The organism is Rhodothermales bacterium (assembly GCA_013002345.1).
In the GTDB taxonomy this organism is placed as follows: domain Bacteria; phylum Bacteroidota; class Rhodothermia; order Rhodothermales; family JABDKH01; genus JABDKH01.
This window is the reverse complement of the sequence record JABDKH010000042.1, coordinates 1-24,251: the sequence shown is the minus strand read 5'-3', so window position 1 is coordinate 24,251 and position 24,251 is coordinate 1. Positions and strand designations below refer to the sequence as shown.

At 57.8% G+C, this 24,251-nt stretch carries 26 protein-coding genes; 12 read left to right on the top strand and 14 right to left on the bottom strand.

The window, feature by feature from the left end; genetic code table 11:
- Together HKN37_02065 and HKN37_02060 are read right to left on the bottom strand one after the other, a co-directional pair.
- On the bottom strand, positions 1-730 hold a 730-nt coding region (locus tag HKN37_02065), incomplete at its 3' end, for a hypothetical protein (protein NNE45425.1).
- Between the two features lie 48 nt (positions 731-778).
- Positions 779-1,492 (bottom strand): esterase family protein, encoded by a 714-nt coding sequence (locus HKN37_02060; protein NNE45424.1) that lies wholly within the window; start codon positions 1,490-1,492, stop codon positions 779-781.
- A 172-nt stretch (positions 1,493-1,664) separates the two neighbouring features.
- Here HKN37_02060 and pabB point away from each other — a divergent pair, with 172 nt between their 5' ends.
- From pabB to HKN37_02045, 3 genes are read left to right on the top strand one after another with little or no spacing between them, the layout of a single operon-like run.
- Entirely contained in the window at positions 1,665-2,849 is a 1,185-nt protein-coding gene (pabB, locus tag HKN37_02055; protein ID NNE45423.1) for an aminodeoxychorismate synthase component I, read from the top strand.
- The gene (locus tag HKN37_02050) at positions 2,846-3,490 is read left to right on the top strand and encodes a hypothetical protein (GenBank protein ID NNE45422.1); all 645 of its coding nucleotides are present in this window, start codon (positions 2,846-2,848) and stop codon (positions 3,488-3,490) included. Before pabB ends, HKN37_02050 begins: the two co-directional genes overlap by 4 nt.
- Positions 3,491-3,509: 19 nt before the next feature.
- Complete coding sequence (locus tag HKN37_02045; protein ID NNE45421.1) at positions 3,510-4,355, top strand: polyphosphate kinase 2 family protein; 846 nt, start codon at positions 3,510-3,512, stop codon at positions 4,353-4,355.
- Positions 4,356-4,383: 28 nt separating this feature from the next.
- On the opposite strand, the gene HKN37_02040 is transcribed toward HKN37_02045, so the two are convergent.
- Complete coding sequence (locus tag HKN37_02040) at positions 4,384-6,318, bottom strand: hypothetical protein (GenBank protein NNE45420.1); 1,935 nt, start codon at positions 6,316-6,318, stop codon at positions 4,384-4,386.
- 253 nt (positions 6,319-6,571) lie between these two features.
- Between HKN37_02040 and HKN37_02035 the strand changes: the two genes are divergently transcribed.
- From HKN37_02035 to HKN37_02000, 8 genes are all read left to right on the top strand, one after another.
- Positions 6,572-8,266, top strand: coding sequence for a S41 family peptidase (locus HKN37_02035; protein NNE45419.1), 1,695 nt, complete (start codon positions 6,572-6,574; stop codon positions 8,264-8,266).
- Positions 8,267-8,587: 321 nt separating this feature from the next.
- A complete protein-coding gene (locus HKN37_02030; GenBank protein NNE45418.1) occupies positions 8,588-9,289 on the top strand; it encodes a MotA/TolQ/ExbB proton channel family protein in 702 nt (233 codons plus the stop codon).
- A 58-nt stretch (positions 9,290-9,347) separates the two neighbouring features.
- The gene (locus tag HKN37_02025) at positions 9,348-9,626 is read left to right on the top strand and encodes a hypothetical protein (GenBank protein ID NNE45417.1); all 279 of its coding nucleotides are present in this window, start codon (positions 9,348-9,350) and stop codon (positions 9,624-9,626) included.
- A 37-nt stretch (positions 9,627-9,663) separates the two neighbouring features.
- Positions 9,664-10,218, top strand: coding sequence for a biopolymer transporter ExbD (locus HKN37_02020; GenBank protein ID NNE45416.1), 555 nt, complete (start codon positions 9,664-9,666; stop codon positions 10,216-10,218).
- Between the two features lie 20 nt (positions 10,219-10,238).
- The gene (locus tag HKN37_02015; protein ID NNE45415.1) at positions 10,239-10,685 is read left to right on the top strand and encodes a biopolymer transporter ExbD; all 447 of its coding nucleotides are present in this window, start codon (positions 10,239-10,241) and stop codon (positions 10,683-10,685) included.
- 100 nt (positions 10,686-10,785) lie between these two features.
- Positions 10,786-11,802 carry an isocitrate/isopropylmalate dehydrogenase family protein gene (locus HKN37_02010; GenBank protein NNE45414.1) on the top strand — a complete coding sequence of 339 codons (1,017 nt, stop codon included), beginning with the start codon at positions 10,786-10,788 and terminating at the stop codon, positions 11,800-11,802.
- Positions 11,803-11,819: 17 nt separating this feature from the next.
- Complete coding sequence (locus HKN37_02005) at positions 11,820-12,209, top strand: DUF4293 family protein (protein ID NNE45413.1); 390 nt, start codon at positions 11,820-11,822, stop codon at positions 12,207-12,209.
- Between the two features lie 30 nt (positions 12,210-12,239).
- Positions 12,240-13,199, top strand: coding sequence for a DMT family transporter (locus HKN37_02000; protein NNE45412.1), 960 nt, complete (start codon positions 12,240-12,242; stop codon positions 13,197-13,199).
- Here the strand turns inward: HKN37_02000 and HKN37_01995 are convergent.
- On the bottom strand, positions 13,173-14,219 hold the full coding sequence (locus HKN37_01995) for a glycosyltransferase family 2 protein (GenBank protein NNE45411.1): 1,047 nt from the start codon (positions 14,217-14,219) through the stop codon (positions 13,173-13,175). The two genes, HKN37_02000 and HKN37_01995, sit on opposite strands and share 27 nt — an antisense overlap.
- A gap of 74 nt (positions 14,220-14,293) precedes the next feature.
- On the opposite strand from HKN37_01995, the gene HKN37_01990 reads away from it, so the two are divergent.
- The gene (locus tag HKN37_01990) at positions 14,294-16,264 is read left to right on the top strand and encodes a RecQ family ATP-dependent DNA helicase (protein ID NNE45410.1); all 1,971 of its coding nucleotides are present in this window, start codon (positions 14,294-14,296) and stop codon (positions 16,262-16,264) included.
- On the opposite strand, the gene HKN37_01985 is transcribed toward HKN37_01990, so the two are convergent.
- From HKN37_01985 to HKN37_01940, 10 genes are all read right to left on the bottom strand, one after another.
- Entirely contained in the window at positions 16,265-16,630 is a 366-nt protein-coding gene (locus HKN37_01985; GenBank protein NNE45409.1) for a DUF4296 domain-containing protein, read from the bottom strand.
- Positions 16,627-17,790: a DUF4837 family protein gene (locus HKN37_01980; protein ID NNE45408.1), complete on the bottom strand. Its 1,164-nt coding sequence runs from the start codon at positions 17,788-17,790 to the stop codon at positions 16,627-16,629. The genes HKN37_01985 and HKN37_01980 overlap by 4 nt, the downstream gene beginning before the upstream one ends.
- A gap of 62 nt (positions 17,791-17,852) precedes the next feature.
- A complete protein-coding gene (locus HKN37_01975; GenBank protein NNE45407.1) occupies positions 17,853-18,680 on the bottom strand; it encodes a tryptophan synthase subunit alpha in 828 nt (275 codons plus the stop codon).
- Complete coding sequence (gene trpB, locus HKN37_01970; protein NNE45406.1) at positions 18,680-19,885, bottom strand: tryptophan synthase subunit beta; 1,206 nt, start codon at positions 19,883-19,885, stop codon at positions 18,680-18,682. The genes HKN37_01975 and trpB overlap by 1 nt, the downstream gene beginning before the upstream one ends.
- Before the next feature lie 13 nt (positions 19,886-19,898).
- Entirely contained in the window at positions 19,899-20,534 is a 636-nt protein-coding gene (locus HKN37_01965) for a phosphoribosylanthranilate isomerase (protein NNE45405.1), read from the bottom strand.
- Entirely contained in the window at positions 20,531-21,355 is an 825-nt protein-coding gene (gene trpC, locus HKN37_01960; GenBank protein NNE45404.1) for an indole-3-glycerol phosphate synthase TrpC, read from the bottom strand. Before trpC ends, HKN37_01965 begins: the two co-directional genes overlap by 4 nt.
- 3 nt (positions 21,356-21,358) lie before the next feature.
- On the bottom strand, positions 21,359-22,393 hold the full coding sequence (trpD, locus tag HKN37_01955; GenBank protein NNE45403.1) for an anthranilate phosphoribosyltransferase: 1,035 nt from the start codon (positions 22,391-22,393) through the stop codon (positions 21,359-21,361).
- Positions 22,390-22,986, bottom strand: coding sequence for an aminodeoxychorismate/anthranilate synthase component II (locus HKN37_01950; protein NNE45402.1), 597 nt, complete (start codon positions 22,984-22,986; stop codon positions 22,390-22,392). Before HKN37_01950 ends, trpD begins: the two co-directional genes overlap by 4 nt.
- A gap of 25 nt (positions 22,987-23,011) precedes the next feature.
- A complete protein-coding gene (trpS, locus tag HKN37_01945; GenBank protein ID NNE45401.1) occupies positions 23,012-24,049 on the bottom strand; it encodes a tryptophan--tRNA ligase in 1,038 nt (345 codons plus the stop codon).
- 16 nt (positions 24,050-24,065) lie between these two features.
- Positions 24,066-24,218: a hypothetical protein gene (locus tag HKN37_01940; protein NNE45400.1), complete on the bottom strand. Its 153-nt coding sequence runs from the start codon at positions 24,216-24,218 to the stop codon at positions 24,066-24,068.
- Positions 24,219-24,251: the final 33 nt, after the last annotated feature.

Genomic DNA, 24,251 nt, shown 5'->3' with positions numbered 1-24,251 from the left:
CATAACCGAGCGCTGTGCAGATCGCGAGGACATCCGTCTCCAATTCCTTGAGAAGTTCGGGTTCGATGGGTCCAGGCGACACGTCCTTGTAGCGCATCGGACCGGGTGCCGCAGGATTGTACTTCATCACGCGCACGTACTTGCGGCCTATACCGTAGCACCTGAAGTACGTCTCATATTCGATCGCTTCCTGAAGCATCATGCAGTCGGCTCCGGAGTTGTCGTATGCCTTCCAGAGTTCCTGCATATCGTGCACTTTTGTAACGCCGCGCCATCCGCCCCCGTCATGGGGTTTGAGGAAACCGGGGAAGCCGATATATCCGGTGATCCGGTCCCAGTCGATGGGGTACTTCAGGTTCCGGAAGCTGTTCGAGTCCGTGTTCGGTGGATGATGCCGATGCGGCAGAATAACAGACCTCGGGACAGCCACGTTCACCGCGCGGGCGATCACATTATCAATGAACTTGTCGTCCGCACTCCACCAGAACGGATTGTTGACAATAAACGTCCCCTGAAGTGATGCCCACTTGAGATACGAACGATAGAACGGCACCTCATGCGAAATACGGTCGAGAATGACATCGTACGGGATGTCGTCATCCATCGAAATGCCATCGATCGCGACGAACTCGGCACGCACGCCGTCCGAGGCGTGTTCGTCGTTGATGTATTGTACAAGAGCGTCCGGGAACGTCGTCTCCATCCCGCGGAGGACACCGATGATTCTCATGATGAACCTGTCATGTCTTGGAGTCTGAATCGAGCAAATGTTCGTGCATCAGCCGATGTGTCTCTGGATTACTTCCTTCCACCAGGGCCAATCGTGCCCGAACGCCCCATGCAGTACCTCGTAGTGGTGAGGTATGGACTTCGACCGTAGTATGCCACTGAGCTGCTCGTTTCCTTCCTTGCACGGATCGAATTCCCCAAGCGAAAGGATAGTATGATTGCGCCGAATGGCTTCGAGCGTGTTGTGGTCGTTGAGATTCGGAAGAAAGTCTACTGGATTATTGAAATACACGGTCTGATCGTAGAAACCGTCCATAAAAGACTTGATGTTGTACGAGCCGCTCAGGGCGATGAGCTTCCGGAATGTCCACGGGTGCTTGAAGTAGAGGTTGGCAGCATGGTAGGCTCCAAAACTCGCACCCGATACCATGATGAAGTCCGTTGCGGCGCGGTGTTTGACAAATGGAACGACCTCATCCAGGATATAGGTTTGATACTGATTGTGCCGGCTCATTCGTGTGTAGGGATCGACCTGTTTGTTGTACAGACTTTCGGCGTCGACCGAGTCAACACAAATGAGTTGATTGGAACCCGATTCCAGCTGGGGAGCCAGAGACGCGATCATCCCAAAATCTTCCCACTCATAGAAGCGCCCGAGGCTACTGGGAAAAACCAGAAGGGGAGCACCGGAATGACCGAATACAAGCATGTCCATGTCCCGTCCAAGACTCGGACTCCACCACCTTTTGTGCTCTCTCTGCATTAATCGTATCCTGATTGTGTATCCAGACGGGGTGTATCGTGCCGGTCTGCGCCCACCGTCTATATGCCGGAAAAGCGCTCTGTAATGCTGCCGGGGGCAGGGAGATTCTCCCGCGGCAAGATACCGCATTGTATTCATCAATAAGACATATCACGCACGCGACCATTCACGCATGGCGGATGACAATCTGATCGGGCATCTGGCTGAACCGGGAACGGTGTTGTTGGATACGATTCTTCCCGACAATCTGGGCCGTACGACTCTCCTGTTTTCACGTCCGTCGAACCACATCGTCGCGAAGGACGTGCATTCGGTGCCCGCCGCACTTGCCCTGGTGGACGAATACGTCGATGCCGGCAAGTGGGTGGCCGGGTTTATCGCGTACGAAGCGGGTTACGGCCTTGAGCTCCGTTTCCAGGATTCGAAAGCGGATGGAGACCTGGTCTGGTTCGGTGTTTACGATGACGCAAGGGAAGTCTCCGGCGAATTGCTATCGGACCTGCTGGGTCGCCGATCCGTCGCAGGTTCGTTTTCGATTCGAGCTTCGGAGCTCGGCGTCGGCAAAAGTGACTACCTCGCTTCGATTGCCTCAATACGCAATCATATCCGGGAAGGAGATGTCTATCAGATAAACTATACCGCACCGATGCGCGCTGAGTTCGAGGGCGATCCGATGGTTCTGTACGAGACGTTGCGTCGCCGGCAGCCCGTTCCTTATGCCGCGTACATCCAGACAGATGCGCAGACGATTCTCAGCCTGTCCCCGGAGCTGTTCTTTACGCGGGACGGAACGAGGATTGTGACCCGGCCGATGAAGGGAACTGCGCCGGCCGGAGTGGACAGCGGCGAAGCCGCCCGATTGTCGGAAAAGCTCAGGCTCGATCCCAAGAACAGGGCCGAGAATCTCATGATTGTCGATCTGCTCAGGAACGACCTCTCGATGTGCTGCGAGCCGGGCTCGGTAATCGTGTCGGATCTCTTTGGAATCCAGACGTATCCGACGGTCATTCAGATGACGTCCACGGTCGAAGGACAACTCCGCTCCGACGCGAAATATGCCGACGTGTTCAGGGCGCTCTTTCCGTCCGGCTCGGTCACGGGAGCTCCGAAGATTCGTGCCATGGAGCTTATCCGGGAAATCGAGAGCATCCCGCGCGGGGTCTACTGTGGAGCCGTGGGGTTTGTCGGGCCTGATGAGAATGCGACGTTCAATGTGGCGATCCGCACGATCACCATCGACGGTTCGGTGCTCACCATGGGCACTGGAAGCGGTGTAGTGTGGGACTCGGTAGCTGAGGCCGAGTACGAAGAGTGCCTCATCAAGACCCGCTTTCTCCTCGACACGCATACGTCATGAGCGAGGCCTTCAAACTGATCGAAACGATGCGGTTTGACCGTGGAGTCGCGCATCTGGACAGCCATATGGTGCGGCTCAAGAAGTCGGCGGACCATTTCGGGATCCCGATAGATACGGCTGCCGTGCGTTCGACGGTTCTGGACAAGTGCGCTGCTTTTCTGACGGTCGACCACGCACAGAAGGTGAGGCTGACGGTCGACGAACATGGGCATGCTCGCACGACGGTAGTTCCGATTCCGTCGATCGCCCCTTCGCCCCGGCGGGTCGCAATATCTGAATCCGTCATCGACGAATCCGATTCCTTCCGGCGACACAAGACAACGAAACGGGAGTTATATGATCTCGAGTACAGGCAGGGGCTCGAGGATGGACTATTCGAGATCATCTACATGAATCGCGCAGGTCGGTTGGCAGAGGGAAGTCGGACCAACATCTTCGTTGAAACCGGCGGGATGTGGCTGACGCCTCCCGTTGAGGATGGTGCGCTGCCCGGCGTTTTCCGTTCCATGATTCTCGGCACTAACAATCTTGCGAAGGAGCAGTGCGTCACTGCGGAGATGTTGCACGCGGCCGACCGCGTATTCGTTTGCAATGCCGTAGTTGGTGTAGTCGAAGTCGAATTGATAGATTTCACAAGGTGATGAACTGGAGACGCTGTTTATGGACAAGAATGAAAAGGCGAACGTGAAGGTTGACCTTGATCGGTATCGTATCAAGCCGGGATCGAAGGTTAATCTGGGAGATCGAACGACAGACGATGGTGACGGCCTGGTCGATAAGGCGGCGGCGCGAAAAGCGTTTGAGGCGGCTCGTGCGAGTGTGGTCGACATGCAGGAGAAGCTCTACGCAGAGGGCGAGCAATCGGTACTGCTGGTACTTCAGGCTATGGACACGGCAGGGAAGGACAGTACGATTCGAAAGATTACTGAGGGGATCAACCCGCAGGGCTGTCACGTGTACAGTTTCAAGGTGCCTTCGGTGAATGAGCTTGCGCGCGATTTTCTGTGGCGCGTTCACAATCAGGTGCCTCGCAAGGGGCACATCGGCATCTTCAATCGATCACACTACGAAGACGTGTTGGTGGTTCGCGTCAAGCAGTTCGCACCTGCTGAGCTGATCGAAAAGCGATACGATCACATTAACGCCTTTGAGAGGCTTCTGGTAGATCACGGGACACGTGTCGTGAAGGTCATGTTACACGTGTCGAAGGAATACCAGCTTACGCGACTCAGACGTCGTCTCGAGCGACCCGAGAAGCAGTGGAAGTTCAATCCCGGTGACCTTAAGGAGCGAGCGAGATGGGATGATTACATGAGCGCGTATGAGCTCATGCTGGAAAGGTGTTCGACCGCTCACGCGCCGTGGTATGTCGTTCCGGCGGAAAAGCGGTGGTATCGTAATCTGCTCGTCAGTCGGATTCTCCTGGAGACCATGCAGGAGATGGATCCGCAGATGCCAGACCTGTCATACGATCCGGCGGATTATCCTCCCGAATCCCTGGTGTAGCGCGCGGCACGTACAACGCCATGCGCGGTCAATCATAGGGAAGGAGTCGCGTCCGACGCGAGCCTGCCGCGTTCAGCGACACCACAATTGAGCTCTCGTCCGGCGCGCGGCCACTTCCGATTCCCTTGCTTACGTCGGGTAGCCATCTTCTGACTGTCCACTCGTCAGGAACGAGCATGCGTGTCCATCCTTCCCAGCTGCTCACAGGCTTGAACTTACCGGGTTCTGTAACGGGGTCCCAGTTGGGAGTACTTGGGTGACCGTTGCCCAGCACCGTCCGAGCGGCATAGCGGGAGCGGTCGGCTGCCTCCGATGAACCCTCCGGCGTACCGAGTACCGGGAAGTACATCTTTGCGGCGTTCACTTTCTCCCATCGCCACACGCTCAGGTCGTACCCATAGGTCTCCGTCAGCCGATGTACCGCTCGCTCGAAGAGTCTGTTCAGATCTGAGGGGGTTGCGACAGGATCGAGGGTGGCCGATTCCGAGCCGCTGTCCAGCATGCCCGGCCAGCCGCCGTACTCTATGTAATACTCTTCGGCCCATGCCGCAAAAATCGACGCCCCGATGCTAGCGCCATCGAACTCGTTGTCCCAGTTGCGCAAGTACGACCTGGCCTCGTCAACCGGCGCATCCATGACGTCGAGTGAAGCAAACGATTGGACTATTCGCGGACTCCAGATCGTGGCCCATGGACTGTAGGTGTCGCCAAACCAGAGTCGCGGGTTGAAACTCGTACTCGATTCCATCAGTGAATCGATCCGTACACTCGCGTATTCCGAAAATAAGGAGCGACCGAAAACCCGACCGCGAGTGAGCGGCCGACCATTTCCTCCGAAATACTCCGCACGAGCCTCATCATATACGATGGCGCCTGCACCGGTCGTCAATCTGAACTCCGGAACCTGGCCTCTTATCATGCCGAGCCAAGACGAAGCGTCGGTGACGGGTCCGAGTCCGCCCCATGTCACGGCGACGCCGGTCTTGGCCTGCGGACCGTCTGTGACTTCTTTCAGTATCAGTGCTTTGCCGGCGGTCACGATAGTTACGAGAAGTTCGGATTCGTCGGCTCCGACCAGCACCTCTTGACGACGTTCGACAGAGACGGAGTCGAGGTGAAGGACCTCCGTTTCGATATCGTCGTGGGGCAAGAAAGCCCATGCTCGATCACCGGACCGCGCAGCGGCAAAGAATGGAGTTCCGACCATGCAGCCACCTCGCAGTGGCCGGTTGTTTCCTACACGAATGCTCGCCTCGAGAAGGACAGGTAGTGCAGACGATCCCCAGACATATCGGACAAAGATCCCCGGCTCGGATGGCCGTTCTGACGTCACGATCATGCTCTCTTCAAAGCCATGCAGCCGGAGGAAGTCCTTGATCGGCCGCTCCAGCGGTTCGTGGCTCAACTGGGGCCGTTCACTGGCCGCGAGCCATGCAAACATCCGCTCGATCGCGATGGTGTGCCACGGCATCCATGACGCCGGGTTGTGTCCTGACAGGACAAGTGACGGGTCTCGCAGAACGGACCGGCTTTCGAGCGCTTCGTTGATTCCGTCGGCAAAGGAGTCCAACAGCTTTCGATCCTCCTCGCCGAGCAGGAGGTAGGCCCTTTCGGCAGATCGCGCGAGTCCGAGCTGGATCGTCAGTTCATCTACAGAACCGCCCGACCCGCCAACCAGCGCTGCGAGTTGACCTGTCGCCGATGCACGATACACGATCAGCGGCCAGATATGGGACGCCGCCTGGGCGAAGCCGAGTCCGGCCATGGCGTCTTGAAGCGACGAAGCGTCAACCGTCACAGTTCCGTCGGCCGTAAATCCAATCTCAACAGGCTGCGACAGACCGGCGACTCGAGCCTCTTCAGGCGGGCCGGCTGTGATCACGTAGGCGAAGTAACCCAGCAGAAGGAGCGCCGCCACAGCCCCCAGAAAAAAGATGAGTATGACTGTAAGAACGCGGTTCACAGCGGATCCCTGGTGCTTTCTATCACGGGTGTGGCTTGCCGGGTGATCCGGCCCGACGGGTTAATCGACATTCGTTAAATATAGCCCGCCATCGATGCAACGATCCCGGGTTTCTCACACGCCCCTGGCAGGAAATCGCAAACCGCTGAAGGCATTAATTCGGCGCCTGAAGAGGTTGGCGCAACAATTTCGTCACGGACTTCGTTGTTTGACCATAGTTATTGACGACCCACACGGCAACGGAAGTTCCAAAATGGCAAGAAAGACACGGTTTGTCTGGCTCGGCGTAATCCTCCTCGGCACGGGTGTGCTGCTTGGCGTTCAAGTCGGTGCGTACATGTCCGACGACAACACCTACGAATCACTTAAGAAGCTGGAGGATGCGTTTCTAGTCGTTACACAGAAGTACGTGGAGGACGTGAGTTCCTCGCAACTTGCCGAGAGCGCCATCAAGGGCATGCTTAAGGAATTGGACCCCCACAGTGTGTATATCGATGCCGAGCGGATGCGCCAGGTCAACGAGGATTTCAACGCGTCTTTCGAGGGCATCGGGATCTCATATGAACTCATTCCCGGTCCGGAGAATCGGGATACGCTGGCGGTGTTGAATCCGCTGCCTGGAGGCCCCAGTGAGGACGTCGGTTTACTTTCGGGAGATCGGATCGTCGAGGTCGACGGCAAGTCGGCTATCGGTTTTACGAACGAAGATGTCCAGCGAAGTCTGAAGGGTCCCGGTGGCACGACGGTGGACGTTACGGTCAGACGGCCGGGGTATGCGCGGAAGCTGAGTTTCACAATTACGCGCGACAAGATTCCGATCAACACGCTCGACGCCGCCTACATGCTCGACGGGCAGACCGGTTTTGTAAAACTGAATCGTTTTGCCCGGACCACTCACAGTGAGTTCCGATCTGCGCTCAGGCAGCTGAATAGCGCGGGAATGCAGCGCCTTGTTCTGGACCTCCGAGGCAACGCGGGTGGCTATCGCGACATGGCTGTGCGCGTAAGCGATGAGCTGCTTCCTGCCGGTAAGTTGATCGTTTCAACGCAAGGTCGTTTTGCGGATACGAACGAAGAGTTTCGGTCTCGCTCCGGCGGCCTGTTTGAGACGAAACCGGTCATCGTGCTCGTGGATGAAAACTCGGCTTCGGCCAGCGAAATCGTTGCCGGGGCGCTGCAGGATCACGACCGGGCGCTCATCGTGGGTCGGCGAACATTCGGCAAAGGGCTGGTACAACAGCAATTCGTGTTGAATGACGGCAGTTCACTGCGCGTGACGGTCTCGAAATACTATACGCCCTCGGGCCGCTTGATACAGACGCCATACTTAAACGGGGATCGCCAGGCCTACTACACGAGCAAGTGGGAGCAGATGGAAGAGGACGCGGCCGCCGACAGGGAGTCAGCTATTTCAAGTATTCCGGATTCACTGAAGTACAGAACAGACGGCGGGCGCCTGGTTCTCGGCGGCGGCGGAATTGTACCGGACTTCATCGTGTACTCGGACACGCTGTCGCCCCTCATGCAGACGATACTCGCCAAGGGTCTGGAACGATCGTTCGTGCGGGACTGGTTGGACAAGCGCGGGAGCGATTTCAAATCAGAATGGTCGGATCGAAGGAATGAGTTCTTCTCTGACTTTGAAGTGAAAGGTGAAGACCTGACGGATTTCGTCGAGTTTGCGGGGCGGAACAGCGTGACGATCAGAGAAGGCGCCGAGCGTACGGTACTCGGGCCCGATGAGGAGCCCACAGAGTTCACGACGGCCGACTTCGCAGCTGACACGGCACTGATCAAGTCGCTCATCAAGGGTCGCATTGCCTGGCGGATTTACGATCGATCTGCGTGGTACCCGGTCTACCGGACCTTCGATACGGTCCTTCAAGAAGCGATGCTGCTGTGGACAGAGGCCGAGGAGATGGCGTACACCGAGGCCGCGAGAGGCTGATTAGTGAGATCATAGGCCATTTCGTCCGGCCGGGGAGCGTGCCACGCCTGCATGTCTGGGCCTACATGTGTCGGTGCAATTCAACGCGCCTTCAGCCATCCATCAACATCGACGTTTATTGTGGCATCCGTTGCCACTTGTGCGCCGTTTCACGTTGACAATTCGAGCCGTAGTGGATATTATCTCGCTCACGCGAAGTACATTTTGACACGCTGGCTGTCTTTCTGTCGCCCACCGCTTTTTCTTTGGAGTCACCTCTGACTATTTGGGTCGGCTGAGAGGCGTAGGACACCTATCGGATACTACTGGAGGAAACGAAACATGGGGCTGTATAGCGTCTTCATGTTGCTGCCGCAGGAAGCTGCGGATCCCGGCATCATCAACGTCCTGGTTGAGAAGTTCAACGAAGGAAATGACGGGGGCTTCATGTGGCCCATTCTCGTCACTCTCATCATTGGGCTGGCAATCGCTTTTGAGCGAATCATCACTCTAAACCGCGCGGACATCAACACGCGTCAGTTCATTGTCAACGTCAAGGAGGCGTTGCAGAGCGGAGGAATCACTGCAGCCGAAGAAGTGTGTGCTAGCACGCGCGGACCGGTGGCATCGGTATTCCAGGCGGGCCTACTACGCCACGATGAGGGCATCGAGGCCGTTGAAAAGGCGGTGATCTCGTATGGATCAATTGAAATGAGCTTTCTCGAGCGAGGCCTTGTGTGGCTGTCGCTGTTCATTTCTCTTGCGCCTATGTTTGGGTTTCTCGGAACGGTCTGGGGAATGGTCGGCGCCTTCGATGCTATCGAGACCGCGGGCGACATCTCGCCCAGCCTTGTCGCCGGTGGTATCAAGGTCGCACTGCTGACGACGGTGTTCGGGCTTATCACGGCCATCATCCTGCAGTTCTTCTACAACTACGCGGTGTCCAAGGTGGACAGGATTGTGGTGGACATGGAAGAGTCGGCGCTGGAGCTCATCGACTCACTCGTCCTCATGCAGGCGGGGTCGCCGGCTCGCGAAGGCTAGTTTCGGCCGGTAAAACCGTTTCCTGGCGCCATTAGACGCAACTACACTCGGTAGACGAATGGACTCCATACCAATGATCGGTATCGTCGTTGTTCTCGCGATCACCGGACTATCACTCCTCGGAATGCTCCTTTTCGGCATCAGGAGCTTCATGTTCGGAAAGGTTAGCCCCATGACAACAGGAGCAGTTCTGCTGCCCGTTGTATTGCTGATCGTTCTGGGATTTGTTCTCGGCGATTGGGCCACTGCGGCCATCTACTCGCTGATCATCATGCTGGTCATCACCGCCCTCGCCATGCTCTTGTCGAGCGTAAAGGGCCTGATGGGCATGGGGTAGGCACGAACCTTCAGGGACATAGCTTGGGTTTCCGACTATGGCTGGATTAATGAAAAAGAAGAAGTCGCGGGAGGCAGAGATCCCTACCGCATCGATGGCCGACATCGCCTTTCTTCTGTTGATTTTCTTTCTGGTTACCACGACCATCGACGTCGATACCGGAATCGGAATGGTGCTGCCGCCGCCACTCGACCAGGAGGTAGATCCTCCGCCAGTGAAGGAGCGCAACATGCTCAAGATTCTGGTTAACGAAACAGGGTTGGTGCTTCTCGAGGACAAGCCGTCGGCGATGTCTCTGATTCGCGGCGAGGTTCGCAAGCACGTTAGCAACCGTGGCGCTGATCCGAATTATTCCGAGGATCCAAGGAAGGCGATTGTGTCTATCAAGACCGCCCGCCAGACGCCGTATGATGCGTACATCAATGTTCTCGACGAAGTCTGGATGGCGTATTTCGAGATCTGGGATTCGGAGGCAAGGAGTCTCGGCCATCCGAACTACAAGGAGTACGTCGGCTCCCTCGGTGACGGTGAGAACGAGGTGCGTAGCCGCGTGCCGGCTGGTATTTCGATCGCGGAACCCGACCCTTCGTAAGCTCTAGAGGAGAACGACACATGTCATCGCACTTCAAGAAAAAGGCCGGAACAAAGCAGAATATTCCGACGGCTTCTTTGCCGGACATCATATTCATGCTGCTGATCTTTTTCATGGTTACGACGGTGCTTCGCGAGAACACAGTGCAGGTTCGAACCATGCTGCCCCGCGCCGAGGCGCTAACCAAGATCGACCAGAAACGGCTGGTTTCGTACGTGTACGTGGGCCCGAAGAAATTGGAGGGATTGCGCGTGGGCGACACCGCTGTTCAGATCGATGACGCTCTCATCGACGACGTAGGCCAGATCAGGACGGTCATGTACCGGAAACTGCTGGAGCAGCCCAAACTCATTGTATCCCTAAGGGTAGATCAGGAGTCAGAGATGGGCATTGTCATGGATGTCCAGCAGGAATTGCGCCAGGCTGGTACGCTCCGGGTCAATTACTCGACGAAACCGGTGATCTAAGTTCTCTAGTATTCCGTCGTGTCCTTCGAAGAAGCTCTGCCTCAGGTAGAGCTTTTTCTTTATCATCTATTTTCCGTCACTGGTACGATTCAGTCTCTACATGTCGCATACCGTAACGCTGCTGCCCGGCGATGGCATCGGACCTGAGGTCATAGATGCAACTGTGAAGGTGCTTGACGCCACAGGTGTTCGATTTGAGTGGGAGCGCCACAACGAGATTGGCGAGGCCGCCATCCCGAAATACGGCAATCCGCTCCCCGATCACATCATTGAGTCCGTTGCTCGCAACGGAATAGCCCTGAAGGGGCCCGTGACGACGCCCGTCGGGCACGGATTCAAAAGCGTTAACGTCGGACTTCGCCAGAAGCTGGAGCTGTACGCAAACTTGCGTCCGTGCAAGTCGCTTCCAGGCCTTAAGACGCACTTTGAGAACATCGATCTCATCATCTTCCGCGAGAATACTGAAGGGCTGTATTCTGGGATCGAGAATGTCGACGAGCGGCTCGAAATCGTGGACTCGATTGCCAGAATAACCAGGGTCGGGTCCGAGCGGATCATCCGGTTTGCCTTTGATTACGCAGAAACACACGACCGTCGTCTGATCACGATTGTTCACAAAGCGAATATTCTGAAAGCGGCGGGGAAGTTGTTTCTGGATCTTGCGGCTGCGGAGTCGGCGAGGCATCCGGCCGTCAAGATGAACGACAAGATCATCGACAACATGGCGATGCAGTTGGTCATGTTTCCGGAAAGGTATGACTCGATTGTGACGACCAATCTTTTCGGAGATATTCTGAGCGACCTATGCGCGGGACTGGTCGGGGGCCTGGGTGTTGTTGGTGGAGCGAACATCGGAGACAACTGCGCGGTGTTTGAGGCCGTGCATGGAAGCGCGCCGGATATCGCCGGCCAGGACAAGGCAAATCCGACGGCGCTGATACGAACCGGCGAGATGATGCTGCGCCATCTGGGCGAAATCGCGGCCGCGGACGCGGTCCACGATGCTCTGCACGCGACGTACGCGGAAGGGAAAGACCTGACGGCAGACGTTGGCGGCTCGTGCACGACAACCGAGTTCGCAGACAGGCTGGCACTCCGCGTCGCCGAACTCGTGTGATGGAGGAGGATTAAGAAATGATTCAACGAATTCAGTCCGTTTACCTGCTGCTTGCCGCCCTGCTGGTTCTGGCGGTTCCGGTCGCCGGAGGCTTCGTGACGCCTGATTCCTGGGTGTGGTATCCACCGGTAAAGGTGGCGGTCTCCATCCTGGCGGGTGTTGGTTGTCTGGTCGCCATCTTCCTCTATAAGGATCGTCAACGTCAGAAGCGGCTCGTCACCGTTGATCTATTCCTTGCCCTGGCCCTGGCCGGCGTAGTGTTGGCGGCCTGGTTTGCGGCATCGGCCGGGAGTTCCGATCTCTGGCCGTCCGGTCTCCCGCTGGCTGCCGCCGTATTCCTCGTTCTGGCTCGAAGGTCAGTTGGCAAGGATATCGAACTCGTCCGTTCGATGGACCGGCTCAGATAATCGGCGGGCTGCCAGTCCAGTCCGATAGAAATGACGCATCAGACTGAGGAGCCTCTTACCGAAGGCCGACCGTTCGCCCTCTACCCACTTCTCCTGGTAGGGCTGTCGAGTTTTGCGCTGAGCCCGATTCTTATCCGGTTTGCGACGGACGTTCCCGCGCTGAGTCTGGCAGTCTGGCGCACCATCTTCTCGGTACTCATGCTGGCTCCCTTTGCGGTGGGATCTATCGGCACCGAGATTCGCAAATTTACTTCTCGCGACATTCGGCTGATTATCGTAGCGGGAGTATTGCTTGCACTGCACTTCGTGACGTGGATTACCTCGCTGTATCACACGTCCGTTGCCAGCGCATCCGTCCTGGTTTCGCTCAGCCCGATCTTTCTCGCCATACTTGGAGTGTTCGTCCTCAAAGAAAAGCTTGGCCGCCCTACCGTCATCGCCATCGGGCTGGCGGTGGGAGGGACGATTTTGATCGGGGCGGGTGATCTTGGATCCGCCAGTCCGACTGCAGCGAATCCGGTCCTGGGCAATTCCCTTGCAACGACCGCCGCGTTCTTTGTGAGCTGCTATCTACTGATCGGACGTGTGATGCGGCAGAAGGCGTCATGGCTAGCGTATGTGTTCTGTATGTATTCCGTTGTGGCGGTTGTTGTTCTTGTCGTGGCGTTGATTGCCGGAACGCCTCTCCTCGGATTTGAACCTCGCATCTACTTCTTGTGCGCGCTCATGGCTCTCGGCCCGCAGATCATCGGACACGGGTCGTTCAATTACGCCCTGAAGTTCATGCCGGCAGCGTTGCTTGGCCTGCTGTCATTGACTGAGCCGGTAGGGGGGTCCGTTCTAGCCTATTTCCTTTTCGACGAAATGCCTTCTATTCCGGGTCTTGCAGGAATGATCATCGTCCTTCTGGCCGTGATCGGGGCGTTGTTGCCGCGGCGACGCTCGACACCGTCGCCGTCGCCGTCAGCGGGTGGCGGAGAACGTGCTTGATGGCAGGTCCATGAACTTGCGACGGCCCCGGAGGAAATAGTCAATCACGACACTCCCGCCATAAACCTCGACCCCTGACTCGGTTGTGGGGCGGTCCGCCTTGTATCGTTCGCGCATCCTTGCTGCGTCGCGGTGAGCACGCCAGATAGCCCGCGCTTCGTCGGCTCGACCAAGGCCCACTGCACGCATGGCCGCAACGGTATCCAGCAAGATCCGGACAATGATCACACGCCGCCAGTGCGATGGTGAGACGTTCTTGTACAGGGTGAGAAGGTTATTGCGGAAGTTGTAGTAGGCCTTACGCGAACTCGAGCTGGGGAGCGACGCCCCACCAAGATGGTACACCGCGCTGGCAGGCTCGCAGACGATTCGATGACCTCTTCGCTTCATTCGCCAGCAGAGGTCGATTTCCTCCATGTGCATAAAGAACTGCTCGTCAAGCAACCCGACATCTTTCAAGACCGTGGCTCTTAACATGACCGCAGCGCCAGTGGCCCAGAATATGTCCGCCGCAACATCGTATTGTCCCTCGTCTTTCTCGATCGTTTCGAAAAGGCGTCCGCGGGCAAACGGAAACCCCCATCGATCTATAAACCCGCCGGCCGCGCCAGCATACTCAAACGATAGCGGTTCTCCGGATTTCAGAATCTTTGGCTGAACGGCGGCCACGCGATCATCTGACAACATCTGTGCGACGAGTGGCTGAAGCCAGTCGCGGTCAACCTCCACGTCATTATTCAGAAGTACCACATAGTCACCTTGAGCTTCTGCAATCGCGAGGTTGTTTCCGCGACAGAAGCCGTAGTTTTCCTGATGTCGAATGATTCGAACCTCAGGGAACGATTGCGAGACCCAGTCAGCCGAACCATCGGAAGATGCGTTGTCCGCCAGAATGATCTCCAGGTTATCGTAGCTCGACGCTGCCACAGACGGCAGGTACCTCTGCAGCAACGGGAGGGCGTTCCACGTCAGTATTATTACGGAGACCGGCGGCCGCTTGTCAGATGAACCTTGTTGCATCAAGTCGGACGGGTGGGAAATCAAGACCGGGAAGATAAACTCGATACCGATGACGCCAAAAGATCGGACAGTCAATGAGCCCTGAGGATGGCCGCCAGGCCGAACCGACAAAGCAAACTTTTGCGAACCAGGCGCGGGCCGTGCTCAGAAAACACTGGGGGCATGCCGAGTTCAGGCCGGGCCAGTGGGAGGTGATCGATTCGATCCTTTCAGGTCGAGACGTGCTCGCCGTTCTTCCGACGGGTACCGGCAAGTCAGTGTGTTACCAGCTGCCGGCCCTCATGAATTCCGGGCTGACGCTCGTCGTGTCGCCCCTGATAGCACTCATGCGCGATCAGGTGGATGGACTCAAGCGGCGTGGAGTGTCAGCCACGTACATCGATTCGACACTTTCGCGGCGTGAGATTGATCAGCGACTCACCGATGCTGAATTCGGGAAATACAGGCTGTTGTACGTGGCGCCGGAGCGACTGAGCTCGGCCGCTTTCGCGTCGAGATGCGAAAGGCTCACCATCCGGACGGTGGTTGTAGATGAAGCGCACTGCGTGAGCGAGTGGGGCCACAGTTTTCGACCGTCGTACCTGGAGATCGCTGATACCGTTGGCAAACTGGGTTCGCCCGTTGTCGCGGCACTGACGGCGACAGCGACACCCAATGTGCGATCGGACATTCTGTCGCTCGCCGGACTTACGAATCCGCTCGTCGTCGTAACCGGGTTTGACCGACCGAACGTCGAGTGGACCGTCTATCGAGAGGCCGACAAGCGGCGACGAATCAGGTCGATTCTGCGTGCCGCCCCGGGTAGCGCGATTGTGTATACCGGCACCAGGCGCGGAGCCAAAGAGTGGGCTGCGTGGCTGCGATCCCAGAAGGTGGAGGCGGTGCACTATCACGGTGGGTTGTCGTCGGACGCACGTGAGCGGGAGCAGTCCGCGTGGATGACCGATCGGGCCCGTGTGATGGTCGCAACGAGTGCGTTTGGCATGGGGATCGACAAACCCGATGTTCGATGCGTCATTCATGTGGATCTGCCACTGAGCCTTGAGGCCTACTATCAGGAGGCCGGTCGAGCGGGAAGAGACGGAAAACCGTCTCAGGCGATTCTTGTGTATCGCGACGGGGATGAGCGACTGCCGAACTCGCTCATCGACAGCTCTTTTCCGGCCGCTGAACAGGTGTCGGCAGTGTACGAAGCGGCCTGCAACCTTGGTGGGGTAGCTGTCGGAGCGCTCAGCGATGCCCCCATCGACCTTGATCTGGCACAGGTTGGCAGGGTCGCCGGGGCGTCAGTGTCAGTGGTTCGCCAGTCCGTGGATCTGCTCGAGCGCTCGGGCGCCTGGACCGCGATGCACGAGGGCGGACAGGGCTACCTCCGGATGATCTCGACGCCCGCACAGATTCGACCCCTGGCGGCGGGCGCGGCGGGTGAGGCGATCCAGGCTGTTGCAGAGTATCTCCTCCGAGGCGACATTGCTGACGCACACCGATCGTGGATTAGCATCGACCCGTCACGTCTTGCGGCTCGTCTTCGGATCCCCGCAGAGAACGTAGAACAGACGCTCAGTCGACTGGACATGCTTGGCCATGTTCAGTGGAAGAGCCCCGGAGCTACGCTGAGACTTATTCTCGTGATGCCCCGACAGCGTTCGGCTCCGGTCCGCGCCGACCTGCTTGCTTCCGGCCGCAAAAGCGCAAGGAACCGACTGGCCGATCTCGTCCGATACGTGGACCACCGCGGATGCCGGCGCAACTACATCCTCACCTATTTCGGGGAGCAGACCCGTGCGCGATGTGGAAGCTGCGACTATTGCCTGGCGACGCATCAAAAAGAAAGTGGGATCGCTGTGAATGAGAGCATCATTCAGGCGGTACTGGCTGCGGCGCGTTCGGGATTGAGTTTCGACGAATGGACACCGGACGCATCGTGGACCGACGAGGAAGTAGACGCCTGTGTTGACTGGCTCGTCCGCGAAGGGTATCTGCGCGTCTCTGCTGCGCCAGGATTCACCCTCGAGATCACATCCGCGGGTCAAAAGCTGATCTGATTACGGAGGCGGAAGCAGCCCGATCACTCCTTCCTGTTCGAGCTGAGCTTCTTCAGCCGAAAGGCTGTCTATAACGCGATTGTACAGCGAGACATAGTCATCAGGTTTGTCCGCATAGTACGCGATCGACGTCTCGAATTGTTGGTGCGTGACTCCGTGCGCTGCGAGTACGGAGTCTCGAAGAGACCCATCGATGTCTGCGACCAGTTCACGTCGGGCTTCCAGCACGTGCAAATCGACGATCAGTCCCACCAGCTTCGTCTCCTCAATCGGCTCGCCTGTGCCAGTGCATCCAACGAGAGATAGCGAGCACACGCCCGCCGCAGCCGCCAATCCAGCGATAGTACTTCGCAGGAGTTGTTTCACGGGGCGGGCGCCCCCGACGCCGTCACCGAAGCGACAACGGTGGATGCAATCTCGCTTCGAGTTCGAATGGTGTGCGCCATCACCTCAAGTTGTCTCAAGAACTCGCGCTTCTTGAATCCCGGCGCGAATACCATCCCGTCGATCAAGTAGATTCGACCGCCTTCCTGATCATAGAAGCCGTAAGAGACGAACGGCCCGCCCATCCCGTACGAGACGATTTCGCCCGCGTCGTCGGGGCCAATCATGTGCCACAGCCCGCGTGCCTCGAAAGCATAGTGATCCAGGAAGTCAATTGACTTAGACTCCAGGGGTCGCCGGTAGTCGATGTTGATGTAGCCGCCCACGTTTCCTAGCAGGTAGATCTGGCCGAGCGAATCTCGCTTTCGATACATCCACTCGGGCGTCAGATCATTCGGGTCGGCGTAGTCCTCATAGTACACGAAAAGGCTTCGCCACGAGTCGGCAAGTATTCGACGCATCCATACGAAGTCGGTCGTGTCCGTGGCAATGAGATAGTCATGCTGGACTTTGATTCTGAAGTCGTGATGAGTGAGCAGCGTGTCTTCGAGTTCAAACTGGCGCCCGTTCTCGTACATGTCCTTCTCGAGACGCTGCCGCTCACTGCCATTAAAAATGGATCTCATCTCCTCGCCGGATTTGCGAGTAATTGCGATCAACTCATCCGGATTGGAGGCTGCCAGGTACACGATTCGCTGATCTCGACGCCAGATGTCATCCCGGTTGACAAAGACACCGCTTCCCTCACTGATCACTTTCTGAGCGTCTTCCGAAAACACGCTTCTGACGAAGTTTGCCTCGACCGTGGAATCCGACAGTGATGCGGCAAAAACAATGCTCCGATGGGTGGAGATTCGATCGAATGCCGCCTGTGTCTCTATGGTCTGGTGGGCAAGATCGAACAGAGGCTCGGGGGCAGGCAGGGTGCCGACATACGGTCCGATCTCCTCGCGGAGCGCATCGCCCGGTGCTCCATTCCACAGCAGAGAGTCCATGACGACAACAATCTCGCCCGCAGTGCCGACGGCGGTCGGTCGATAGCTGACATCACCGCATGAAGCGAGCAGGGAAAGGCTCGCCAGACTCATCAAAACCGCCTTGACGTCGAAACAATGGGATCGGCCCAACCCGGGACTCTTCATCTTCGCGTACTGTCAGGTTTCGGATTTCGTGATGCTTACAACGCTGACACGTGATGGGTGTTCTAGTTGCGCGTCGGAGGTCGAAGATTGCGTACGAACGATTCAACGTCGGAGAGGCGATCGTTCATTGTCAGATTGTGATCATCCCAGAGCACTTGCACGTAGCTGATGAGTGCCGACCCGACGATGAACCCGTCGGCGTGGACTGATGCGATCGCGGCGTCATCGGCCGACTTGATCCCGAAGCCGACAAGCAGTCGATTCGAGATCAGGCGCCGGGCGGTGTCGAGATAGCGCTGAAGGGTGACTCCGGTATCGATTGTGTCTCCGGTTAGGCCGGCGAAAGCCACCGCATATACAAACCCCGTCGTGACACGGTCGATACTCCGAACTCGCTCGTCCGGTGTGTTGGGAGCGATAAGGAATATCACATCGATGCCGTTCGCGGCAGCCGCGCGTCTCAAGTGCTCCGCTTCATCGATTGGCAGGTCGGGCAGAATTAGCCCGTCAACTCCGGCCGCCGCGGCTTCTGCGCAGAATCGATCGACCCCGAAGTGGTACACCGGATTAGCGTATCCCATGAGAACTACGGGCGTCTCACTCGTAGTTCGAAATGCGCGAACGACCGCCAGGACGTCCGCGAGAGTTATCCCGTTGGCCAGGGCGATCGCACTCGAGTTCTGAATCGGACCTCCCTCTGCAAGCGGGTCGCTGAATGGCATTCCCACCTCGATGAAATCGGCGCCGGCACGGTCGATCGCCTGCAGCAATGGCAGCGTGGCATCGAGTTGGGGGAATCCGCAGGTGAGGAAAATACCCATGGACTTTCGCCCGTCTGCCTCAGCTGAATCGAGCGCACGCTTGAGTCGAGTTGATCCGGTGGAAGACATCACATCTTTGTCGCGATGGTTTCCATGTCCTTGTCTCCGCGACCCGAGCAGTTCATCACGATGATGCTTTCTGCATCCATCCGGGGTGCAAGTTCCTTCAGATACGCCACCGCGTGGGCGGTTTCGAGGGCAGGAATGATGCCCTCGGTTTCTGCCAGAAGGCGAACGCCGTCCAGTGCAGCCTCGTCCGCTACGGCGGCATACGTTACGCGCTCCTGTTCCTTCAAGTGAGCGTGTTCAGGTCCCACACCGGGATAGTCCAGTCCGGCTGAGATGGAATGAGCAAGGCTGACCTGTCCGTCGTCGTCCTGCAGCAGGTAGGAGAGGGCGCCGTGCAAGATCCCCGGCTCACCCGAAGTTAGTGTCGCGGCGTGACGGCCATCAAGACCCTCGCCCGCCGCCTCCACCCCAAAAAGTCGAACCGCCGGCTCGTCCAGGAATGGGGCCCAGATCCCGATCGCATTCGATCCTCCGCCCACACAGGCCACCACGGCATCGGGAGATGATCGGCCCTCCGCCTGTTCGAGTTGTGACCGGACTTCGTCGCCGATAACGCGCTGGAAGTCGCGAACCATCGCAGGATACGGATGCGGTCCGACCACGGATCCGATGATGTAAAACGTGCTGTCTACATTTGTCACCCAGTCGCGTATCGCTTCGCTGGTTGCATCCTTGAGCGTTCGGCTACCACTCTCGACCGGCCGAACCTCCGCGCCAAGCAGTTTCATGCGAAGGACGTTGAGCCTCTGACGACCGACGTCTTCGGATCCCATGTAGACAATACACTCGAGTCCGAATCGAGCACAGACGGTGGCGGTTGCAACTCCGTGCTGGCCAGCTCCGGTCTCCGCGATGATCCGGGTTTTGCCCATGCGTCGGGCCAGCAAGATCTGCCCGACCGTGTTGTTGATTTTATGCGCACCCGTGTGACACAGATCTTCACGCTTCAAATAGATCCGGGCACCCGCCAACCTTCTTGTCAGCCTCGCCGCATACGTCAGAGCCGTCGGACGGCCGACGTAATCTCGAAGCAGATCCTCGTACTCCTGCCGAAACCCGGGGTCTGTCGCCGCTTCGTGTCGCGCGGCTTCGAGTGACGTAAGGGCCGGCATCAGGATCTCCGGTACAAACTTCCCCCCGAAAGACCCGAAATGCCCAAGCTCGTCCGGCAGATCTCCAAATGTGTGTTTCAATTCACGTGTCATGGCTGAGGATCTCTCAAGTGGCACGACCGGCCACGGTTTCCAGCAGCGCCGACACTTTCTCAAAGTCCTTGATGCCGGGAGAATCCTCGACTCCGGTGGCGACGTCGATTGCGAATGGATTGAGACGTTTGATCAAATCGCCCACGTTGCCGGAGTCCACACCGCCCGCAACGAACGTATCGTGACGTCTCACAGCGTCATTCGCGACGGCCCAGTCAAATGTCTGGCCCGTTCCACCGGTCACGCCTCGGATCGACGTATCGAGCAAGACGTGGCGGATGCTGTCTCCATACCGGCCGATCTCCATTTCGAGATCAGCGGCCGTCGTATCCGGACCTACCGCGATGGCTTTGATGATCGGCGCATCAATGCGACGGCATTCCTCGACGCTCTCATTTCCGTGAAGTTGTACCAGGTCGAATCCGATCTCCTGTGCGATCTCGTTCACGTACGACGGATCGGCGTCGACGAATACGCCAACTGTTTTTGGACCGTACACCCACCCGATAATCTCCTTCACCTTTTCTGGCGTGATAGAGCGCGGACTCTCCTTCGCGAGCACGAACCCCAGATAGTCCGCACCGGCGGCTGCGCAGAAACGCGCATCCTCAAGTCGGGTCAATCCACAGATCTTCACGAGTGTCTTCACGCTCGTTCCTGCTGAGTCGAGTTGTTATTTCCATTCCCCGAAGCCGTGCCGGTCGTCAGTATGCGAAGGGCGAGTCCCGGATCATCGGCGCTCATCAGAGCCTCACCAACGAGGACGGCGTCCGCGCCGCCTTCTGCCGCAATGGCCACGTCAGCAGCATCCCGAATGCCGCTCTCGGCGACTCTGACGATACCGGCTGGCACGTGCCTCAGGATACGTGAGGCTCGTCGCACGTCCACCTCAAACGTTTCAAGATCGCGATTGTTGGCGCCGACTACTCGCACGAGATCAAAGTCGATCTTGTCAAGATCTCGCTCCGCATATACCTCCACCAGGTGATCGAGGCCGATGTCGTAGGCTGCGTCAAGCAGGTCTTTCAGGTGGATGCGATCAAGCACCGTCGCAATCAGTAAAATTGCGTCCGCTCCGTAGGCCTTCGCTTCAAATAACTGGTACGGATCAAGGATAAAATCCTTGCGAAGCATCGGAATGCCCGTCGTTTCTCTAGCAATCCGAAGATTGTCCAGAGTCCCCTTAAAGTAGGCAGGTTCCGTCACGACGGATATTGCGGCAGCCCCGCTGTCTTCGTACTGCGACGCAACACGAGCGACATCGAGATTCTCGCGCAGCACGCCCTTGCTCGGTGACGCTTTCTTGATCTCAGCGATGATTGACACATCCGGTTGCCGCAGCGCATCTCCAAACGGCCTGCGCGGATCGCCGAACAGGGGAAGCTCTGTGAGTCGTGCCTCGGGAGTCATCTTCTTGCGCTCGTGCAGAAGATTTCTCGTGCTGCGGACGATCTGGTCGAGGATGGTCATGCTTTAGTCGGTTGGCGCTTCCCTGGAAGTGCTGCGCAGATCCTCGAGGGCTCGCGTCGCTTTGCCGGAATCGATACTTGCGCATGCCATCTCTTTTGCAACCTCCAGGCTTTCTGCGACGCCGGCGGTGTATATCGCGTGGGCCGCGTTTGCGACCACGATGTCCCGGTGCGCACCTCGTTCTCCGGACAGCACACGCCGGAGGATCGTCGCGTTCTCTTCGGCCGTCGAGCCGTTTATTGCCGAAAGGGGATGTCGATCCAGTCCGAGATACTCCGGCGCGAACCTGCGCTCCTCGACCACCGGGTCGTGTGAGGCCCCTCGCCGAAATTCGAAGAGAGTCGATTCGTCGGACACGGACACCTCGTCCAGTCCGTCATCGGAGTGAACAGCAATGACATGCTCGGACCCGAGACGAGCGAGAACAGCGGCGATGTCCCGTGCAGCACGGTGGCTGAAGGCACCAACGAGCTGCCGGTTTACGCCGGCCGGATTGCACAGCGGTCCAAGCATGTTAAAGAATGTTCGCACTCCCAGAGCTCGCCGCACTGGCATCACGTGCTTCATCGCAGGGTGGAAGTGGGGCGCAAAGATAAATGCGATGCCGGTCTCTCGGAGGCAGTGCTCGGCACCCTTGCGGCGCAGGTTAGTCTGCACGCCGAGTGCATCGAGGACATCCGCCGAGCCACAACTGGACGATACCGAACGGTTTCCGTGCTTGGCCACCGTTACGCCCGAACCGGCCACGACAAAGACCGCCGTTGTCGATACGTTGAATGTTCCGACGCCGTCGCCACCCGTTCCGCAGAGATCGACGGCTCGTGGGTCATCGCATTCAACGGACACGGCAAATTCGCGCATGACACCGGCAAAGCCGACCAGTTCATCGACGGTTGCTCCGCGGGCGGTCACGCCCATCAGGAATCCACCAAGCTCTTCGGGGGCCGCCGATCCGTTCATGACGATCTGCATCGCGTGCGCAGCCTGCTCGGTCGTGAGCGACGATCCGGCCGCCACAATTCTCAGGTAGTCCTTCATACGACAGGGTCCGTCTTCGGTACGGTCCCGAGCGACTGGACCCAGTTCCGGATGATCCGGGGGCCCTCGATCGTCAGAACGCTCTCCGGGTGGAACTGGATGCCCTCGACGGGCCACGATACGTGCCGTATGCCCATGACCACGCCGTCACGCGTCTCGGCGGAAATCACGAGGTCACGCGGCATAGATTCGCGATCTACCACTAGCGAGTGATACCGGGTGGCAGTGAAACCCTGCCCGACGTCTCGGAAGACTGAGAGTCCGTCGTGAAGAATGTCACTCGTCTTGCCGTGCATCAGTATCGGGGCGTGGATGATCCTGCCTCCGAAAACCTCGCCAATCGCCTGGTGGCCAAGACATACCCCCAGGACGGGCGTCGTCTCACCCAGCTCGTTGACCACGCGCTCCGTGATGCCCGCGTCCGCCGGGCGTCCGGGACCCGGCGAAATGAGTATTCCGGCCGGGTTCAGGGTTCGTATCTCGTCGGTCGAGATGGCATCGTTACGAAATACGCGGACACTCTGAGCTGCCTGGGCTATCAGGTGGACCAGATTGTAAGTGAACGAGTCGTAGTTGTCGATTACGATAATCACGGCGCGCTGGCGTGTCGGTGGTCGATCAGGATCCCGACCGCAGGATTCCCGTGAATTCTCTCGCACGTGCCATGATGACATCGGATTTCTTCCGCGCCTTCTCGGCTCCATCCTGAAGGACATCTCGAACGTAGTCGGGGCGCTTCTCGAGGTCACGCCGGCGTTCGCGGGCTTCTCCGAAATACTCCGTAATCAATCCCAGCAGTTCCTTCTTGGCATGACCGTAGCCGTACCCGCCCGCCTGATACGCTGCTCGAACGCGGGCCGTGGTCTCGGCATCGGCAAACAGCTTGATCAACGAGAAGACATTGCACGTGTCCGGATTCTTCGGCTCTTCCAGCGGAGTGGAGTTCGTCACAATACTCATCACCTTTCTCTTCAGCTCAGCGCCCTCATCAAAGATGCCGATCGTATTGTCGTAGCTCTTCGACATCTTTCGCCCGTCGACACCGGGAACGACGGCCACGTCATCGAGAATTAGAGGCTCCGGCACCGGAAACAGCGGATCATCTTCCGGACAGAAGACGGCGTTGAACCGTTGCGCCAGGTTGCGTGAGATTTCAATGTTCTGCTTCTGGTCGGCGCCAACAGGAACCAGTGTACCACCATATATCAGGATGTCGGCGGCCTGCAAGATCGGATAGTTGAAAAGGCCGGCGTTTGCAGAGGCGCCCTGCGCAATCTTGTCCTTGTATGCCACCGCTTTCTCTAACTGTGAAACCGGTGTGAGCGTGAGGAAGATCCACGCGAGCTCGGTCACTTCGGTTATGTCGCTTTGCAGGAAGAGTGCCGCCTTCGTCGGATCAAAACCGAGCGCCAGGTAATCAAGCGCGACGTCGAGCGTGTACGTGCTCAGGGCCTCGCGATCGTGCACACTGGTGAGAGCGTGGTAGTTGACAATGAAGTAGTACGCATCGTGCCGTGTGTGCAGCTCGATGTGCTGTCGAAGGGCTCCGAAATAGTTGCCGATGTGAAGCGTTCCCGACGGTTGAATACCGGATACGACGGTCACCGGATGGTTCGCGTTTGCCGTACGACTACTCTCTGTCTCGTTGCCATGCATACCCATCTGCCCCGTGTTACCTGATGTGCTCCTGCAGGAGTTTGAGTCGGGCCTCTGCATTTGCTTTCACAACCGCCAGAATGGCGCGCGTCCGCATCTGGTGTTCAACGTTCCCTTCGTCGGCTACGAAATCCACAAACGACGACTCCAGATCACGCAGTGCAGTCAATGCTGACCGCCGATTGTTGTCGACGGCGAAGCT

Bases quoted from the DNA above. Each gene is read 5' to 3' on its own strand.
- trpC (NNE45404.1), bottom strand. From the start codon at position 21,355: ATGACCATCCTCGACCAGATCGTCCGCAGCACGAGAAATCTTCTGCAC.
- HKN37_02000 (NNE45412.1), top strand. From the start codon at position 12,240: ATGACGCATCAGACTGAGGAGCCTCTTACCGAAGGCCGACCGTTCGCC.
- pabB (NNE45423.1), top strand. From the start codon at position 1,665: ATGGCGGATGACAATCTGATCGGGCATCTGGCTGAACCGGGAACGGTG.
- HKN37_02060 (NNE45424.1), bottom strand. From the start codon at position 1,492: ATGCAGAGAGAGCACAAAAGGTGGTGGAGTCCGAGTCTTGGACGGGAC.
- HKN37_02015 (NNE45415.1), top strand. From the start codon at position 10,239: ATGTCATCGCACTTCAAGAAAAAGGCCGGAACAAAGCAGAATATTCCG.
- HKN37_01995 (NNE45411.1), bottom strand. From the start codon at position 14,219: ATGCAACAAGGTTCATCTGACAAGCGGCCGCCGGTCTCCGTAATAATA.
- HKN37_02020 (NNE45416.1), top strand. From the start codon at position 9,664: ATGGCTGGATTAATGAAAAAGAAGAAGTCGCGGGAGGCAGAGATCCCT.
- HKN37_01975 (NNE45407.1), bottom strand. From the start codon at position 18,680: ATGTCTTCCACCGGATCAACTCGACTCAAGCGTGCGCTCGATTCAGCT.
- HKN37_02035 (NNE45419.1), top strand. From the start codon at position 6,572: ATGGCAAGAAAGACACGGTTTGTCTGGCTCGGCGTAATCCTCCTCGGC.
- HKN37_02045 (NNE45421.1), top strand. From the start codon at position 3,510: ATGGACAAGAATGAAAAGGCGAACGTGAAGGTTGACCTTGATCGGTAT.
- trpS (NNE45401.1), bottom strand. From the start codon at position 24,049: ATGCATGGCAACGAGACAGAGAGTAGTCGTACGGCAAACGCGAACCAT.
- HKN37_01980 (NNE45408.1), bottom strand. From the start codon at position 17,790: ATGAAGAGTCCCGGGTTGGGCCGATCCCATTGTTTCGACGTCAAGGCG.
- trpD (NNE45403.1), bottom strand. From the start codon at position 22,393: ATGAAGGACTACCTGAGAATTGTGGCGGCCGGATCGTCGCTCACGACC.
- HKN37_02005 (NNE45413.1), top strand. From the start codon at position 11,820: ATGATTCAACGAATTCAGTCCGTTTACCTGCTGCTTGCCGCCCTGCTG.
- HKN37_02025 (NNE45417.1), top strand. From the start codon at position 9,348: ATGGACTCCATACCAATGATCGGTATCGTCGTTGTTCTCGCGATCACC.
- trpB (NNE45406.1), bottom strand. From the start codon at position 19,885: ATGACACGTGAATTGAAACACACATTTGGAGATCTGCCGGACGAGCTT.
- HKN37_02050 (NNE45422.1), top strand. From the start codon at position 2,846: ATGAGCGAGGCCTTCAAACTGATCGAAACGATGCGGTTTGACCGTGGA.
- HKN37_01990 (NNE45410.1), top strand. From the start codon at position 14,294: ATGAGCCCTGAGGATGGCCGCCAGGCCGAACCGACAAAGCAAACTTTT.
- HKN37_02010 (NNE45414.1), top strand. From the start codon at position 10,786: ATGTCGCATACCGTAACGCTGCTGCCCGGCGATGGCATCGGACCTGAG.
- HKN37_02030 (NNE45418.1), top strand. From the start codon at position 8,588: ATGGGGCTGTATAGCGTCTTCATGTTGCTGCCGCAGGAAGCTGCGGAT.